The organism is Geminisphaera colitermitum TAV2, from assembly GCF_000171235.2.
Classification (GTDB): domain Bacteria; phylum Verrucomicrobiota; class Verrucomicrobiia; order Opitutales; family Opitutaceae; genus Geminisphaera; species Geminisphaera colitermitum.
Genome location: NZ_ABEA03000203.1, coordinates 40,636 through 55,886, shown reverse-complemented (window position 1 = coordinate 55,886; position 15,251 = coordinate 40,636). Strand labels below are relative to the sequence as shown.

Here is a 15,251-nt window from a genome sequence, read left to right as displayed (position 1 = left end):
CCCCCCCCCCCCCCCCCCTTTGGCTGGATAAACGGGAGGCGGGGGGGGGGAGGGGGGAGGAACGCATCTTTATATAATACTCAATAATCAAAAAGGATTTTGAACCATGCCATATCATGAATTCAACTGCAGCAAGTGCATCCCCGAGCGGAAAAAGCACGCTGTTATAAAAGGGCCGGGCGAGGACCTCTCGATGGCCCTGCCGCTCGGGTATCTCAATACGATCCCCGGAACGATCTCGGAGCGCGGCTGCGCCTACTGCGGAGCGAAACACGTCATCGGCACGCCGATGAAAGACGTCATCCACCTCAGCCACGGTCCTGTTGGCTGTACCTATGATACCTGGCAGACCAAGCGCTATATCAGCGACAACAAGAACTTCCAGATCGAGTACACCTTTGCGACCGACATGAAGGAGAAGCACGTCATCTTCGGCGCCGAGAAGATGCTCAAACAGAACATCATCGAGGCGTTCAAGGCCTTCCCGGACATCAAGCGCATGACGATCTACCAGACCTGCGCCTCGGCGCTGATCGGCGACGACCTCGCGGCTGTCGCGCAGGAGGTCATGGACGAGATGCCCGATGTCGATATTTTCGTCTGCAACTCGCCGGGCTTCGGCGGACCAAGCCAGTCCGGCGGACACCACAAGATCAACATCGCCTGGATCAACCAGAAGGTCGGCAATATCGAGCCAAAGATCACCAGCGACTACGTCATCAACTACGTCGGCGAATACAACATTCAGGGCGACCAGGAGGTGATGCTGGATTATTTCAAGCGCATGGGCATCCAGGTGCTCTCCACCTTTACCGGCAACGGTTCCTACGATGAATTGCGGTCCATGCACCGTGCGCACCTCAACGTGCTGGAGTGCGCCCGTTCGGCGGAATACATCTGCAACGAACTCCGCAAGCGCTACGGCATCCCGCGTCTCGACATCGACGGGTTCGGCTTCGGGCCGCTTTCCGCTTCGCTGAGAAAAATCGGGTTGTTTTTTGGCATCGAGGAGCGCGCGCAGGCGATCATCGACGAGGAAACGGCCCGGTGGAAGCCGGAACTCGATTGGTACAAAGAACGCCTGCAGGGCAAAAAAGTCTGTCTCTGGCCGGGTGGTTCCAAGCTCTGGCACTGGGCGCACGTCATCCACGCGGAGATGGGCGTCGAAGTCGTCTCCGTTTACACCAAGTTCGGTCATCAGGGAGACATGGAAAAAGGCATTTCGCGTTGCGAAGAGGGCGCGCTCGCCATCGACGATCCCAACGAACTCGAAGGACTTGAGGCGATGGACATGCTGAAGCCCGACGTGATTTTCACCGGAAAACGTCCGGGCGAGGTGGCCAAAAAACTCCGCGTTCCGTATCTCAACGCCCACGCCTACCACAACGGGCCCTACAAGGGATTCGAGGGCTGGGTGCGGTTTGCGCGCGACATTTACAACGCGATCTATTCGCCGATCCACCAACTCTCGTACCTCGACATCAGCAAGGACGAGATACCCACCGACAAGGGTTTCGTGACGCGCCGGATGATTTCCGACGTGAAGCTGAGCGAGGAGGTGCGCACCTCGACCACGCTCCGCCAATACACGGGCAAGATGGACTGCGTGACGCCGCTGCGGAAAAAAACGTATCCCACCTTCCTGCCCAAACCGAAGCCCGATTTTCTGGAGGCCGGCGCCGCCTGAGCGCGCGAAAGGGATCTTATGGATGACGACCTGACCAAAACCAGAATGGACCAACTGGTGGACTACATCATGAAAAACTGCCTCTGGCAGTTCCACTCGCGCGCCTGGGATCGCAAGGACCAGAACGCGGGTATCCTGGAAAAAACTACGCAGATACTCTGCGGCGAATCTCCCAAGAACGACACCCCGGCGGACCGCTGCTACTGGGTGGACGCCGTTTGTCTGGCGGATGCCTACAAAGTCCGTTTCCCGTGGATCAACACACTGGAAAACGAGGAGATCCAATCGCTCATGCAAGCCGTCCACGAACGCATGGACTTCCTGACCATCACCGGCTCCCTCAACCTGGAGCTCACCGATCAACACTACTAACGCACGGATATTTTTTTTATGCTTTGTGAATTAAAACCAAAGGACCGGGTCGGCATCATCAATCCGATCTTCACCTGCCAGCCCGCGGGCGCGCAGTTTGCCAGCATCGGGATAAAGGACTGCATCGGCATCGTCCACGGAGGGCAGGGGTGCGTGATGTTTGTGCGCCTCATCTTCTCCCAGCACTTCAAGGAAAGCTTCGAACTGGCGTCGTCGTCCGTCCACGAGGAGGGCGCCGTTTTCGGCGCGACCCGCCGGGTGGAGGAAGCGGTTGACGTGCTCTTGATGCGTTATCCGGACGTGAAGGTGGTGCCGATCATCTCGACCTGTTGCACGGAGGTCATCGGCGACGACATCGACGGCGTGGTCACGAAACTCAACCGCGGCCTGCTGGCGGAGAAATACCCCGGGCGCGAAGTGCATCTCATCCCCATTCACACGCCGAGCTTTGTCGGCAGCATGGTAAGCGGCTACGACGTGGCGGTGCGGGATTTTGTCACGCATTTCGCCAAGAAAACGGAGCCCAGCGGCAAGCTCAACCTGCTGACCGGCTGGGTGAATCCGGGCGACGTGACGGCGCTCAAGCACCTCGTCGCGGAGATGCAAATCGACGCGACCGTGCTTTTCGAAATTGAGGGCTTCGACTCCCCCCTGATGCCGTATGGCAACTTCGTCTCGCACGGCAACACGACCATCGCGGACATGCAGGGCACGGCCAACGCCCTTGGGACCATCGCCCTCAACCGCTACGAATGCAGCAAGGCCGCGCAGTATCTGGAGTCCGAGTTTGGCATTCCCACGATCATCGGTCCGACGCCGATTGGAATCCGAAATACGGATACATTTCTGCAAAACCTGAAAAAACTGACGGGCAAGCCCATCCCCGAGTCGCTCGTCCGCGAGCGCGGCGTGGCGCTGGACGCGATCACCGACGTGACCCACATGTTCCTCGCCGAGAAGAAAGTGGCCATTTACGGGAATCCCGACCTGGTGATCGGGCTGGCCGAGTTTTGTCTCGATCTGGAGATGAAGCCCGTGCTGCTCCTGCTCGGTGACGACAACGCGTTCTACGGAGACGATCCGCGCATCAAGGCTCTGAAGGAAAACGTGGATTTCGACATGGAGATCGTCACCAACGCCGACCTGTGGGACTTGGAGAGCCGGATCAAGGAGGGCAAGATCGAGCTGGACATGATCCTGGGGCATTCCAAGGGCCGGTTCATCAGCATCGAATACAACATCCCGATGCTGCGGGTCGGATTCCCGACCTATGACCGCGCCGGTTTGTATCGGTATCCAGTTGTTGGCTACGCCGGGGCGATGTGGCTCGCCGAGGCCATGGCCAACACCCTGTTCACGGACATGGAATACAAGAAGAACAGGGAATGGATTCTCAACATGTGGTAATGAACCACCGCCACTTTCAGGGGGCGTTTTCAAGGAACAGAAGGAGCCGTCCCCCTGTGTGCAGTGCAGACCGGGAAAGGCCTCCGCGGAGGGTTTATCGCGGGGGCCTTTCCTTATCATGATTCTTGTTTTTATGAAAGTTAACCAAGGCGCATTATGACGGGCTATTCTGGTTCGATGAATGCTTCCGGCATCGTCAACGGATTCGTTTTTCCGGGAAAACTGAGCGAACTTCTCTATTTCGCCTATGGTGCCGACATGAACGGAGAGCAGCTTGCCCTCCGGGGCGTCAGACCGGCGGTTGTATCCATTGCCCGGCTACCGGGGCATCGTGTGGAGTTTTTTGGTTATTCGCGGACATGGGACGGTGGCATGGAAACGGTTGTCACCAGTCCGGGCGCGGATGTGTGGGGCGTGCTTTACCAGTTGAGCTTTCAGGACGGCGAGGTGCTCGATGTGTGGCAGGACGCCCGGCAGGATGGAGGCGGGGCGTATTTCCATTACCCGACGGAGGTCATCGACAAGGATGGGCGGGGGCATCTGGTGCTACTGTATAAAAAAGATGTGCTCGGCGCCCCGCAGCCGCCGAGCCGGGATTACCTTGAGTTTGTCGTGCAAGGGGCGGTTGAGCGCGGGCTGCCCGCCTCTTACGTGAACGAATTGCGACAGAAAGCGTCAAAGGCGGCGGAGTTTCCCGTGCCACGGCGGGGGAAATTCAGCCGGGCGTTTTTGGCTGGCGGCTGCGCCGAATGCAGTGGCGCCCTATGACACACACACAATTTAACGGATGTTACGCGGACGCTTGCGAAGGAGCGGCGGCATCTTGCCGCCGGACGAGGCGCAATGCGCCTCGCCTCATGGGGTTTGGTCTCCAAACCGGCGACGCTCCGCGTCGTCCGGCGGCAAGATGCCGCCGCTCCTTGTTCCTGCTCCGTTTGCGTAACATCAGAATTTAATCCAAAAAAACAAAACCATGAACGAACACGCCATGCACGACATGCCGGAAGGGCATCCACACGGGGCAATGCGCAGGAAGGATCGTGAGATCATCGACCGCGCGGAAATCGACGAAATCATCGGGGCGGCAAAAATGATGCACCTCGCGCTGGCGGATGGTAACATACCGTTCTTGGTTCCGGTGTTTTTCGCCTACGATGGCAAGGCGTTCTATTTCCACTCGTCGCAAAAGGGAACGAAGATCGAGATTCTGAAGCGCAACAACAACGTCTGCATCGAGGTCTCCATCGACCACGGCGTCATCCCCGACGAGATGCCCTGCGATTTCGAGGCGCGTCATCGCACGGTGATCGGGTTCGGCAAGGCGGCGTTCGTCACCGACGAAGCGGAGAAGATCAGGGCGCTCGACATGATCGTGGCAAAGTTCACGTCGCGGAAATTTGAATACCCCAAGTCCAACCTCGACCGCACGATGGTGGTTCGCATCGACCTGGAATCGATCAAGGGGAAGAAGCACGGATTCTAACCCGCCGCCCTGATGCCTTATGACAACCGAAACATCCGGGGATGACATGGAAATCGCGGCCTATGTGAACGGGCGGGGCGAACCCGCCAGTTTTTATGAGGAGGGAGGCGTCCGCGTGTACAGGCGGATTTCCGGGCAGTGGAAGGACACGAAGGAGATCCCGTTTCGGCTGACTCGGGACATGGAGCTGGCGGGGTTGCATGCCGAGATCAGGCGCATGGCCGGCCAACTGGGCGGCTGTCGGATTTTTATCGTGGACGAGTTGCGGGGCGTGCCGTGCGCGATTTTGGACAGCATGGGCTTCAGCCTGTGGAAAGGACATGGACCGGTGCGGGAACAACTGGAGGTAGTCGCCGAAAAACTACAGGAGGACATGCGTGCGATGGAGGCTGGCGATGCGGGACCAGTCGCGGTGGGGGATGCGGACGACGGGGTCTGGCGGATCAATCTGCGGCAGGTTTTGAAGAGCAACGCGGCCCTGAATTCACGGCAGGTCTTGCTTCCGTTTTTGGAGACGACGGTGTTTCGGTCGCTGGAGGTTTTATGCGATCATTGCCCGCGCTGGATGGACGATGAACTCGACCGGCTCAACCTGCGTTTCGAGGAATCGGTGTGGGACGAGGGTGGCGTGAAAGTCACGATCACGCCCGCGCCGGAGCCGGCATTGGAAGCGGCGGGGGGCAGGCTGGTGGAGCGGGCGCCGCGCAGGTATCGTTCGCGGTGTGGCGGCGGATGCTGCGGCGGGTGAACAGGGCAGGGGGGGGGGGGGGGAGGGGCGGTTTTCAGGCGGCGCGGGAGGGGGAGGGCGTCTCGCCGCGCCGGAATTCCTGATAGCTGAGTTTATACTTGCTCATGCGCAGGCCCATGGTGCGGCGCGTGAGCCCGAGTTCTTGGGCGGCCTTGCTGCTGTTGCCGTGATGAAGGCGCAGGGCTTCGACGAGCATTTCATATTCGATGGCGGCAAGCCGGGCTTCGAGGCCGTTGGGGATGTCGGCCTTGGAAAACACCGGCGTCTGCAACGACAGCGGCAAATGATAACCGTGGATGGCGTCGTCCTCGGTGAGGATCACGGCGCGCTCGATGACATTTTCCAGTTCACGGACGTTCCCCGGCCAGTGATAATTCATCAGCATGTTGAGCACGGGAGTGCTGATGCGGTTGATCTTCTTGCCGTTTTTTTCGGCAAACCGGGCCACAAAATGCTCGGCCAGCGTGATGATGTCGCTGCCGCGGTCACGCAGTGGTGGTATCGACAATGGGAATACGTTGAGCCGGAAATAGAGGTCCTGCCGGAAAGCTCCCTGGGCGACCATCTCCGCGAGGTTTTTGTTGGTGGCGGCGATGATGCGGATGTTGACCGTCACGGTTTTGCTGCCGCCCACGCGTTCGAAGGACCGTTCCTGCAAAATGCGCAGCAGCCTGGCCTGCACGCCAGGGGGGAGTTCACCGACTTCGTCGAGAAAGAGGGTGCCGCCGTTCGCCTCTTCGAAGCGGCCTTTGTGGGGTTGGGCGGTGTCGGGGAGACCTTTTTCGTGCCCGAAGAGTTCGCTTTCGAGAACGCTTTCGGGGTGCGCGGCGCAGTTGAATTTCACCATCGGGCTCTCCGGATTCGCGCCGTCGTAGTGAATGGCGTTGGCGATGAGTTCCTTGCCGACTCCGCTTTCGCCGAGGAGGAGGACGGTGGTGCGGGTTTGCGCGACTTTGTGGAGCATGGCGAACACCTCCATCATGGGTCGGGAGGAGCCGATGATGCTGGAGGGTTTGTAGCGGGCTTGCAGTTCGCCGATGAGTTCGCGCTGGCGCTGCTCCCAGCGGACTTTGTCCACGTTTTCGATCAGGTAGAGTTCCACGGACTGCGCGAGCATGTCGGCCACGACGACGAGGGCATCCACGTGTTTTTGCAGGAGCCCGGGGTGGTCGTAGCGGCGGATGGCGCTGATGCTGCCGAGGACTTTTTTGCCGCGCAGGATGGGCACGCAGATGAAGGCGTTGTCCTTGTCTTTTTCCTGCGAGAGGAGACCGGTCCGGTTGAGAAACGCGGGTTCGTCGCCAACGCGCGGTACGATCAACGGACGGGCGAGATCGACGACCTGGCCGGTGATGCCTTCGCCGGGAAAATACACGCCGCGGGCCTGCTCCTCCTCGCTGAGTCCGAGCGAGCGGTGGATGAAAATGCGACCGGTTTCGCGGTGATGCAGGTTAATCATGGCGCGTTCGACGCCCATGTTGTGACTCATGTATTCAAGGAGGGTGTCGAGGGCGTGGGTGAGGCCGTTCTGCGTGGAGATGGCCCTGCTGATCTCGAAGAGCAGGGGCACGAATTTGCCGCGGCAGACGCCCGCATGGCAGTCTTTCACGCGTGGATCGTGGTGCCGGCAGGCACCTGCATGACACTCGTTCGCGTCAAGGAGCTCTTGCTTGATGTCGGTCATGCCATTGAGTCGGTCGTCGTCAGGAATGCTCAGGAAACAGGAGGTGCGGTTTTTCGTTATGGCCGGCATTGCCTCATTCTCCGTGCCTGTTCCATGAACTGCCTGTGAGAGAGTCATGTTTGCATGACGTGAGAGCAGTTAATGTGCCATGGGGGGCATGTGGATATTTTTGGTTTTTCTCGGAAAAACCGGGCGAGAAAATATGCCAAAAATAAATCCTGAGCGGTTGACATGCCTCCACATCCAAACGAACTGACGGCAACTCCTCGGTTTTGCCCGGAGAACCACGCTTCAACCTGGCGTGAATTCTGCCCCAAAGCCGTAGGTCCGCCAATCGTACATGCTTCCGCTTCTGATCATCGCCATTTTCGCGCCTTTTGTCTGGCTGCCGGTCACCGCCTTCGCGGGACGGTGGCTCGGTTCGCGCACGGCATGGTTCGCCCTCGTCGCGCCCGTCGTTTCGACCGTGATTCTGGCGGCGCTGGCTCTGGACGCCCGCGCCGGCGCGCAAACCGTGGTCGAGATTCCCTGGATTCCGTCGCTCGGTCTCAACCTGACGTTTCTGGTCGATGGGCTTTCGCTGTTTTTCGCTCTCGTGGTCAGCGGCATGGGCGTGCTCGTGGCGCTCTACGCCGCCGCCTATCTGGACGATCACTACGAATGGCACGGGCGGTTTTATGCGTACTTGCTGCTGTTCATGGGCGCGATGCTGGGCACGGTGCTGGCCGGCAATCTGCTGCTGCTTTTTGTATTCTGGGAGCTTACCGGCATCGCCTCGTTTTTGCTGATCGGCTTTTTGCATGACAAGGAGGAGTCGCGCAGCGGAGCCCGGATGGCGCTTTTGGTTACAGGGCTGACCGGGCTCGTGATGCTGGCCGGAGTGGCGCTCACGGGGATCGCAGCCGGCACGTGGGATCTGGCTACGTTGCTGGCGAAGGGCGGCGAGGCCTTCGGGCCGGATTCGCGCGGGTTGCTGTCGGTGGCGTTCGTGCTGCTGGCGGTCGGCGCGATGGGCAAGTCGGCGCAGTTTCCGTTTCACTTCTGGCTGCCCAACGCCATGGCCGCGCCGACTCCGGTGAGCGCCTACCTGCACTCGGCGACGATGGTGAAGCTGGGCGTCTTTTTCGTGGCGCGGGTTTTTCCGATTTTCAGCGACGCGGATCTCTGGATGCCGCTGCTGGTGACGGTCGGCTTCGGCACGATGGCGCTGGCCTCGCTGTTCGCCCTGCTGTCGCACGACCTGAAGGCGATCCTCGCCTGGTCCACCGTGACGACGCTGGGCATGTTGATCGGGTTCTACGGCATGGGGTCGCGCACCGGAGCGAACGGCGTGCAGGGCGACTTGCTGCATGTCGCCAGCCATGTGTTTTTCAAAGGCGCGTTGTTCATGTGCGCGGGCATCATCGACCACGCGACGGGTACGCGCGATGTGCGGGAGTTGGGCGGATTGCGGCGCAGGTTGCCGTGGCTGGCGGTGGTCGTGACGATCTGCGCGGCGTCGATGGCGGGCGTGCCGGGGACGTTGGGGTTCGTCAGCAAGGAGTATTTCCTGAAGGCGCAGATGGCGTTTCTCGCTCAGGGGGGGGGGGGGGGATGGGCGATTTATGCGGTGGGTCTGGCATGGCTGGCGCTGACGTTGAAGGTGGCGTTTTCAGCGCGTCTCGTGGCGCATGTTTTCTGGGGTCCGTTGACGCCGGGAGCGACGGAGCATTTTCACGCGCCCGCCCGGCTGATGCTTGTGCCGCCGGCGATTCTGGCCGTGGCCTGCGTGCTGTTCGGCGTGTGGCCGGCATGGCTCGGCGCGGGTCTGGACCGGCTGGGGGTGACGGGATTGCAGGCCGCGGAAACGCTGTCGTTGCATGCGCTGCCGTCTCAGTGGGCGCCGGAAGTCGGGTTGAGCCTGGCTGCGTTGGTTATCGGCGGAGGCGTCTTCGCGGTGCTGGGGCGCGGGCGCTGGGCGCGGTTGTCAATCCCCCGCTGGCTGCGTCTCGACTTGGCGTTCGAGGCGGGCGTGGAGGGGCTTTCGCAGGCGGCCAAGCGTTTCACGGTGCTGCTGCGCTCCGACCGGCCGTTCGACTACCTGCCGATCGTCATGATGTTCGTGGTCGTGCTGATTGGCACGTTCGTGGCAGTGAGGCATGATGTGTTGTTGCCGACGCTCCCATCGACGGCGGATTTCGATCCGCTGCGGACTTACGTGGCGGGGTTGATCGCGGTGGCGGCGCTGCTGGTGCTGGCGTTGCGGAGTTGGTCGGGACAACTGATCGCGATGTCGATCGTGGGGTTTCTCGTCACATTCTATTTCGTGCTCTTCCAAGCACCCGATCTGGCGATGACGCAGATTCTGGTGGAGTCCGCCACGTTGCTGCTGGTGCTGGTGCTGCTCTCGCGCTTCCCGAAATCGGCGGAGGCGGGCGAGAGCGCATGGCGAAAATCCCGGCAGCGGTGGCCGCGCATGGCCTTCCGCGGGGCGCTGGCGACGGGCATGGGCCTGATCGCCACGCTTGTAACCTTGCTGGCACTACAGCCGAAGCATCCGGAATTCGCCGGCAATTATTATCTCGAAAACACGAGGGCGCTCGCCCACGGGACCAACGCGGTGAACACGATCCTCGTGGATTTTCGCGGTCTGGACACGATGTTCGAAATCACCGTGCTGGTGATCGCCTGCCTGAGTGCGCTCGGCCTGCTGATGCGCTACCGGCGCACGCGCGACGAGTATGCCGCCGGCTCGCTGGGGCTGCCCGGCTACAGCTACGGCGCGCGGTTCGAAAAACACCGCACCCGGAAGGAGGAACAGCCATGAGCGCGCGGTTCGATCGAGAGAACAACGTGATCCTGCGCGCGGTGGTCTCGTTCCTGTTTTACCTGATCAACGTGTTCGCGTTCTACCTGTTCCTGCGCGGGCACAATCTTCCGGGCGGCGGTTTCATCGGCGGGCTGGGTTCGGCGCTGTCGGTGATCCTGCTGAGCTTGGCGGTCGGGGTGGAGGCGGCGCAACGGGTGCTCCGGGTGGACCCCGTGCGGATCGCCTTGGCCGGGCTGATCGTGTCGCTCGTCTCGGCGAGCCTGCCGCTGGCGTTCGGCGAGCCGTTTCTCAGCCAGTACAACGTGACGTTGCACAACGTGCCGCTGCTCGGCGAATTGCCGCTGGGCACGCCGCTGGTGTTCGACGCCGGCGTGTTTCTCGTCGTCGTGGGTGTGACGACCAAACTCATTTTCGTGTTGATGCGTTTGCTTTCCGGGCTGCCGGCCTTGGAAAAAATCGAACAGCGGCGCTACGCCGCGTTTCTGGAATCGCCGATCGAGGAGCGGGGCGAGCGCGTGGACGCAGTTCCCCCGCCCGCCGTCGAACCGGAGGCGGATGAGGAGGGCCGGGATGGCGAGGACTTCCCGGAAGAGTTGGACGAGGACGAACGGAAAGGAGGCGACTCATGATCTGGGAAACCGCTCTGCTCGTCGGGCTCCTGTTCGGCATCGCCTGCTACCAGATTCTGCGGGCGAGCTTCGTGCGCATCCTGTTCGGTTTCATGCTGCTCTCGCACGCCGCCAACCTGCTGGTGCTGGCGATGTCCTCCAACCCGACCGGGCGCGAGCCTCCTGTCGTGCTGAAGCACGGCGCGGCGCTCGTTGATCCGCTTCCCCAGGCGCTCATCCTCACGGCCATCGTGATCGGATTCGGCGTCATCTCGTATCTCGTGATCCTGCTCTACCGCATCTTTCTGGACCAGAAGACGACCAACCTGTTTGACCTCTTCGAGGGCGACCGGGCCGACCGCGAGCGTGGCGACGACCCCGAGGGGCCGGTGCCGATGAAGCCGGATGCGGACAACGGAAAGGAGGCCGTGTCATGACCGTGGCACTACCGTCGCACCACAACGATCCGCTGGTGATGGTCCCGCTGTTGCTGCCGCTGGTGACGGCGATCGTCCTGCTTCTGGCGGGACGCGTCGGCGTGTGGCGGAGATGGTTCGTGCTGGCGTCGGCCACCGCACAACTCGGCGTCGCGCTGGCGATGGTCGCCACCGCCTACGGGATGCCGCCCCGCGTGATGGCGGCGGGCGGCTGGATGGCGCCCTTCGGCATCGTCCTCGTGATCGACATGCTCACGGCGATCATGCTGACGCTGGGGGCAATCACGGCGCTGACGTCGATACTTTTTGGATACGCCGAGATGCCGGCCCGGCGCACGCATCCGTTGCGGTTGCCGCTGGTGCAGTTCCTGATGCTCGGCATCAACCTCACCTTCTGCACGGGCGACCTGTTCAACCTCTTCGTCGGGTTCGAGGTGATGCTGATCTCCTCCTACGGACTGCTCACGCTTGAGGCGGACGACTGGGACATCCGGCAGACGTTCCCCTACCTCGCGTTGAACCTTTTCGGGAGCACGCTGTTCCTCGTGGCGGCTGGCGTGGCCTACGCGATTTTCGGCTCGCTCAACTTCGCGCAAATCATGGCGGTCGGGCCGGAGTTTGCCGGCGAGGCGCGCGTGACGGTGCTCGGGTTGCTGCTCCTTGTGGTGTTCGGCCTCAAGGCCGGGCTGTTCCCGCTCTACTACTGGTTGCCCAACAGCTATCCGATCCTGCCCACGCCGGTCGCTGCCCTTTATGCCGGCATGTTGACCAAGGTCGGCATCTACGTGCTGCTGCGGATATTCGGGCAGGTGCTGCCCACCGATCTGACGGTGGTGCACACGATGCTCTCCTGGCTGGCGGGCATCACCATGCTCTTCGGCGTAATTGGGGCGGTGTCGCGCAACTTCATCCGCGGCATCCTCTCCTTCCACATCCTCAGCCAGATCGGATACATGGCGCTGGCGGTCGGATTTTTCACGGAATACGCGTTCACCGCCGCGATTTTTTACATCATCCATCACATCGTCGTGAAGTCGTCGCTATTCATGGTTGGCGGCGCGGTGGCGGTGCTCAACGGCACGGACAACCTCGAACATACCGGCGGACTCTGGAAAACGGCTCCGCTGCTTGGAGTGGTTTTTCTGATACAGGCCCTCTCGCTCGCGGGCATCCCGCCACTGAGCGGATTCTGGGGCAAATACATGGTGATCGTCGAAGGTTTGCGAATGCGCGAATGGGTGCTGGTCGCCTTGGCCCTGATCGCGGGCATCCTCACGCTGTTCAGCATGCTGAAAATCTGGATAGGCGCGTTCTGGCGCGACGCCTCGGAGTGCGGGGCGACGGTGACGCTGGATGACCGGCGCTGGAAACCGATGACGGCGGTGATCGCCGGCATGACGGTTTTCTCGCTCGGCGTCGGCCTCGGCGCGGAAGGCGTGTTGAAAATCTCGAAAGAGGCCGCGCGCCAGATCGTTGATCGCGCCGCCTACGTCGATTACATGCTCGGCGACAGGTCGCCCGCCGACGCGCCGCCGCCTCCTCCTCCGGCCACGCCCCCTGTCGCGCCCGAACCCGTCGCGGAGGAAACCTCCAACCTCATCCCATGAACCGCCTCGCATGAACTGCATCGTTCTCAATCTTCTCATCGCCTCGGTCTGGCTGCTGTTGCAGGAGCGCCCGTCGTTTCCTGGATTTGCGGTTGGCTTCCTCATCGGGTTCGCGCTGATCCGCCTGTTTCGGGGCGTGCTCGACAGCCGCGACTACACGCGGCGGGTGTCGGCGGCGGCGAAATTTTTCTGGATATTCCAAACGGAGTTTCTTCTGGCCTGCGCCCAACTCATGCGGATCGTGCTGTTCACGCCCGCCCGCAAACTCCGCCCGCGCGTCATCACCTACGACATATCGGGCCTTACCCGGCTGGAAACCCTGTTCCTCACCCACTGCATCACGCTCACCCCTGGCTCTAGCGTGCTGGCCTTCGCGGACGACATGAAAACACTCGTGCTCCACATCCTCGACACCAGCGATCCCGACGCCGTGCGCGCCCGGATCGACAACACCCTGCGGCGGGGCATCCTCGCCATCACCCGTCCCGCGACTGAACCTCCATCCGTATCCATCCCGCCGCTACAACACCCATGAACGCCCTCCTGCTCCAGATCGCTTTTTATGTGCTCGTCGTGGCCACGCTGATCGGCTTTTTCCGACTGGTCAAAGGCCCGGCCATCGTGGACCGGATCATGGCTTTCGACGCCGTCGTGCTGTGCGCCGTGGGCTTGATCGTGCTGCTTTCCCGCTCTTGGGAAACCCCGCTCTTTCTCGAACTGATCCTGATCGTGTCGTCCCTCGGCTTCTTCGGGACGGTGGCCTTTGTCTCGTATCTCCAGCGCACCCTGCCGGAAACGGAGGACGAGGCCGGCGAATCCGGCGGCGACGAAAATAAAAAGGAGGACCGGCGATGATGATGCAAATCCTGCACACGCTCTCGGCCATCATCACGCTTCTCGGCGCGCTGGTGATCCTCGTGGCCATCATCGGACTGGTCCGGTTGCCCGACATTTTTTGCCGCGCGCATGCGTTGGGCAAGGGCATGACGCTCGGGCTGGTCCTGCTCCTCACCGGACTGTGGATGGATCTCGGCACGGAGGCGGCGGGGCTGAAAATTCCCGCGGCGATTTTTTTCCAATTTCTCACGCTGCCGGTGGCGGGCCATCTTGCGGCCAACCTTTCATTTCGCAAAAAGCTGCCGCGCTTCGGCGATCCCCGCGTGGACGAAGACCCGCGCAGCCGACCGCACCGGAAGAACACCTGAGATCCAGATTGGACGCTTACAACTTGCCAGCATGTCTGCAAAACAGAGGGGGGGGGGGGAGGGGAGGGGAGAGGCAGATTCACCGGCGAGGGGCGACGCTTTCGCGTTTGATCAATCCATAAGGGAGGACGGTGCGACCGGGCGTGTCCCGGCCTTCAAGCCGGGCCTCGATCACATCCGCAGTCGCCGCCGCCATCGCCTGATAATCCGGCGAGAGGGTTGTGAGCGGCGGCACGGTGTATTGCGAAAAAAGAGTCTGCTCTGATGCGATAAGCGAGATGTCATCCGGCACCCGGCGATCATAGAGCGAGAACGCGTAAAGCGCGATGATCCCGGCGTTGCCTCCCGGACAAAACAAGGCATCCACACCCCGCTTCAGAAGTTTTCCGATCAACTCCACGTATTTCTCCGAACCCGCCCCCGAGAAGAGAATCAGCGAGTCGTCACACGGAAGTTTCCGTGATTTTAACGCCTGAACAACCGCTGCGTGACGTTGGTCGGTGTTGCCCGTGCCGGGTTCGCCGTGGATGATGCAACCGATCTTGCGGCAACCGCGTTCGTGGAGATGTTCGATCGCAAGCTCCATGCCCTGATTCTCGTCCGAACGGATGCAAAACACATGGGGCGGATTGGCATCGCCCTCGCGGTCCAAAATCACCAGCGGCACCGGAAAACGATCCGACCAACCGGCAAACTCGGACGGTTCGGCGCCGATGGCCACCGCTGCGCAGAATTGGATGTCGTCAAGCCGGTCGCAGTTGTCGGAGGGCAGTATTTCCAAACGAAATCCCCGCCGCGGCATCTCTTGGGTGAGCGCCATCAGAATCATGTCCACGCAACTATGGACCGGCCACACCGGATGGTAAGGCGTGATGATGACGACGTTTTTTTGCTTGAGGGAAAGTCGCGGGAAGTAGCCGTGCTCGCGCGCCACGGCCAGCACATGCCGCCTGAGTTCGGGACGAATGCTCGGGTGATGGTTGAACACGCGCGAAACGCTTGACATGGAGACCTTGGCGATTCGCGCGACCTCCTCTATTTTTATTGAGGGCGCCACTGGTCCCGTGTCCTCGTCCTTTCCTTCCAGTCGCCCGCTCTTTTGGCTCCCTTGTCCTTTGCCCTTCCGAGGTGATTGAGTTGATTTCATCTTTTTGAAAATTCTTTCTGATTCTTGGAAAACTTTCCCTTTTTTCGGAAAAGAAAG

Annotated in this window: 15 protein-coding genes; 13 read left to right on the top strand and 2 right to left on the bottom strand. The window is 61.1% G+C overall.

Annotated features, from left to right (window positions below):
• The first annotated feature begins 106 nt into the window (after positions 1–106).
• The 6 genes from anfD (at position 107) to anfO (ending at position 5,697) form a co-directional block, all read left to right on the top strand.
• Complete coding sequence (gene anfD / locus OBACDRAFT_RS23825; RefSeq protein WP_043589563.1) at positions 107–1,687, top strand: nitrogenase iron-iron protein, alpha chain; 1,581 nt, start codon at positions 107–109, stop codon at positions 1,685–1,687.
• An 18-nt stretch (positions 1,688–1,705) separates the two neighbouring features.
• A complete protein-coding gene (anfG, locus tag OBACDRAFT_RS23820; protein ID WP_043589562.1) occupies positions 1,706–2,059 on the top strand; it encodes a Fe-only nitrogenase subunit delta in 354 nt (117 codons plus the stop codon).
• 18 nt (positions 2,060–2,077) lie between these two features.
• Complete coding sequence (gene anfK / locus OBACDRAFT_RS23815) at positions 2,078–3,466, top strand: Fe-only nitrogenase subunit beta (protein WP_043589561.1); 1,389 nt, start codon at positions 2,078–2,080, stop codon at positions 3,464–3,466.
• Positions 3,467–3,622: 156 nt separating this feature from the next.
• On the top strand, positions 3,623–4,234 hold the full coding sequence (locus OBACDRAFT_RS23810; protein ID WP_081722318.1) for a gamma-glutamylcyclotransferase family protein: 612 nt from the start codon (positions 3,623–3,625) through the stop codon (positions 4,232–4,234).
• A 205-nt stretch (positions 4,235–4,439) separates the two neighbouring features.
• On the top strand, positions 4,440–4,949 hold the full coding sequence (locus tag OBACDRAFT_RS23805; protein ID WP_232767720.1) for a pyridoxamine 5'-phosphate oxidase family protein: 510 nt from the start codon (positions 4,440–4,442) through the stop codon (positions 4,947–4,949).
• 19 nt (positions 4,950–4,968) lie between these two features.
• Entirely contained in the window at positions 4,969–5,697 is a 729-nt protein-coding gene (gene anfO / locus OBACDRAFT_RS23800; protein WP_088179340.1) for a Fe-only nitrogenase accessory protein AnfO, read from the top strand.
• Positions 5,698–5,731: 34 nt separating this feature from the next.
• Here anfO and OBACDRAFT_RS23795 read toward each other — a convergent pair whose 3' ends face one another.
• A complete protein-coding gene (locus OBACDRAFT_RS23795; protein WP_043589584.1) occupies positions 5,732–7,381 on the bottom strand; it encodes a sigma-54-dependent Fis family transcriptional regulator in 1,650 nt (549 codons plus the stop codon).
• Positions 7,382–7,721: 340 nt separating this feature from the next.
• Here OBACDRAFT_RS23795 and mbhE point away from each other — a divergent pair, with 340 nt between their 5' ends.
• The 7 genes from mbhE to OBACDRAFT_RS23760 are packed head-to-tail and all read left to right on the top strand — an operon-like array spanning position 7,722 to position 14,047.
• Entirely contained in the window at positions 7,722–10,187 is a 2,466-nt protein-coding gene (gene mbhE / locus OBACDRAFT_RS23790; protein ID WP_043589559.1) for a hydrogen gas-evolving membrane-bound hydrogenase subunit E, read from the top strand.
• Positions 10,184–10,819, top strand: coding sequence for an MnhB domain-containing protein (locus OBACDRAFT_RS25995; protein ID WP_052362500.1), 636 nt, complete (start codon positions 10,184–10,186; stop codon positions 10,817–10,819). The genes mbhE and OBACDRAFT_RS25995 overlap by 4 nt, the downstream gene beginning before the upstream one ends.
• Positions 10,816–11,235: a sodium:proton antiporter gene (locus tag OBACDRAFT_RS23780; RefSeq protein ID WP_052362498.1), complete on the top strand. Its 420-nt coding sequence runs from the start codon at positions 10,816–10,818 to the stop codon at positions 11,233–11,235. The genes OBACDRAFT_RS25995 and OBACDRAFT_RS23780 overlap by 4 nt, the downstream gene beginning before the upstream one ends.
• Positions 11,232–12,842 carry a proton-conducting transporter transmembrane domain-containing protein gene (locus tag OBACDRAFT_RS23775; RefSeq protein WP_232767715.1) on the top strand — a complete coding sequence of 537 codons (1,611 nt, stop codon included), beginning with the start codon at positions 11,232–11,234 and terminating at the stop codon, positions 12,840–12,842. Before OBACDRAFT_RS23780 ends, OBACDRAFT_RS23775 begins: the two co-directional genes overlap by 4 nt.
• A 10-nt stretch (positions 12,843–12,852) precedes the next feature.
• A complete protein-coding gene (locus OBACDRAFT_RS23770; RefSeq protein ID WP_052362496.1) occupies positions 12,853–13,377 on the top strand; it encodes a Na+/H+ antiporter subunit E in 525 nt (174 codons plus the stop codon).
• Positions 13,374–13,697, top strand: a complete 324-nt coding sequence (locus OBACDRAFT_RS23765; RefSeq protein WP_052362494.1) for an MrpF/PhaF family protein — start codon at positions 13,374–13,376, stop codon at positions 13,695–13,697. The genes OBACDRAFT_RS23770 and OBACDRAFT_RS23765 overlap by 4 nt, the downstream gene beginning before the upstream one ends.
• Positions 13,694–14,047 (top strand): cation:proton antiporter, encoded by a 354-nt coding sequence (locus tag OBACDRAFT_RS23760; protein ID WP_043589557.1) that lies wholly within the window; start codon positions 13,694–13,696, stop codon positions 14,045–14,047. Before OBACDRAFT_RS23765 ends, OBACDRAFT_RS23760 begins: the two co-directional genes overlap by 4 nt.
• 79 nt (positions 14,048–14,126) lie before the next feature.
• Here the strand turns inward: OBACDRAFT_RS23760 and OBACDRAFT_RS23755 are convergent, their stop codons facing one another.
• A complete protein-coding gene (locus tag OBACDRAFT_RS23755; RefSeq protein WP_081722317.1) occupies positions 14,127–15,194 on the bottom strand; it encodes a LacI family DNA-binding transcriptional regulator in 1,068 nt (355 codons plus the stop codon).
• Positions 15,195–15,251: the final 57 nt, after the last annotated feature.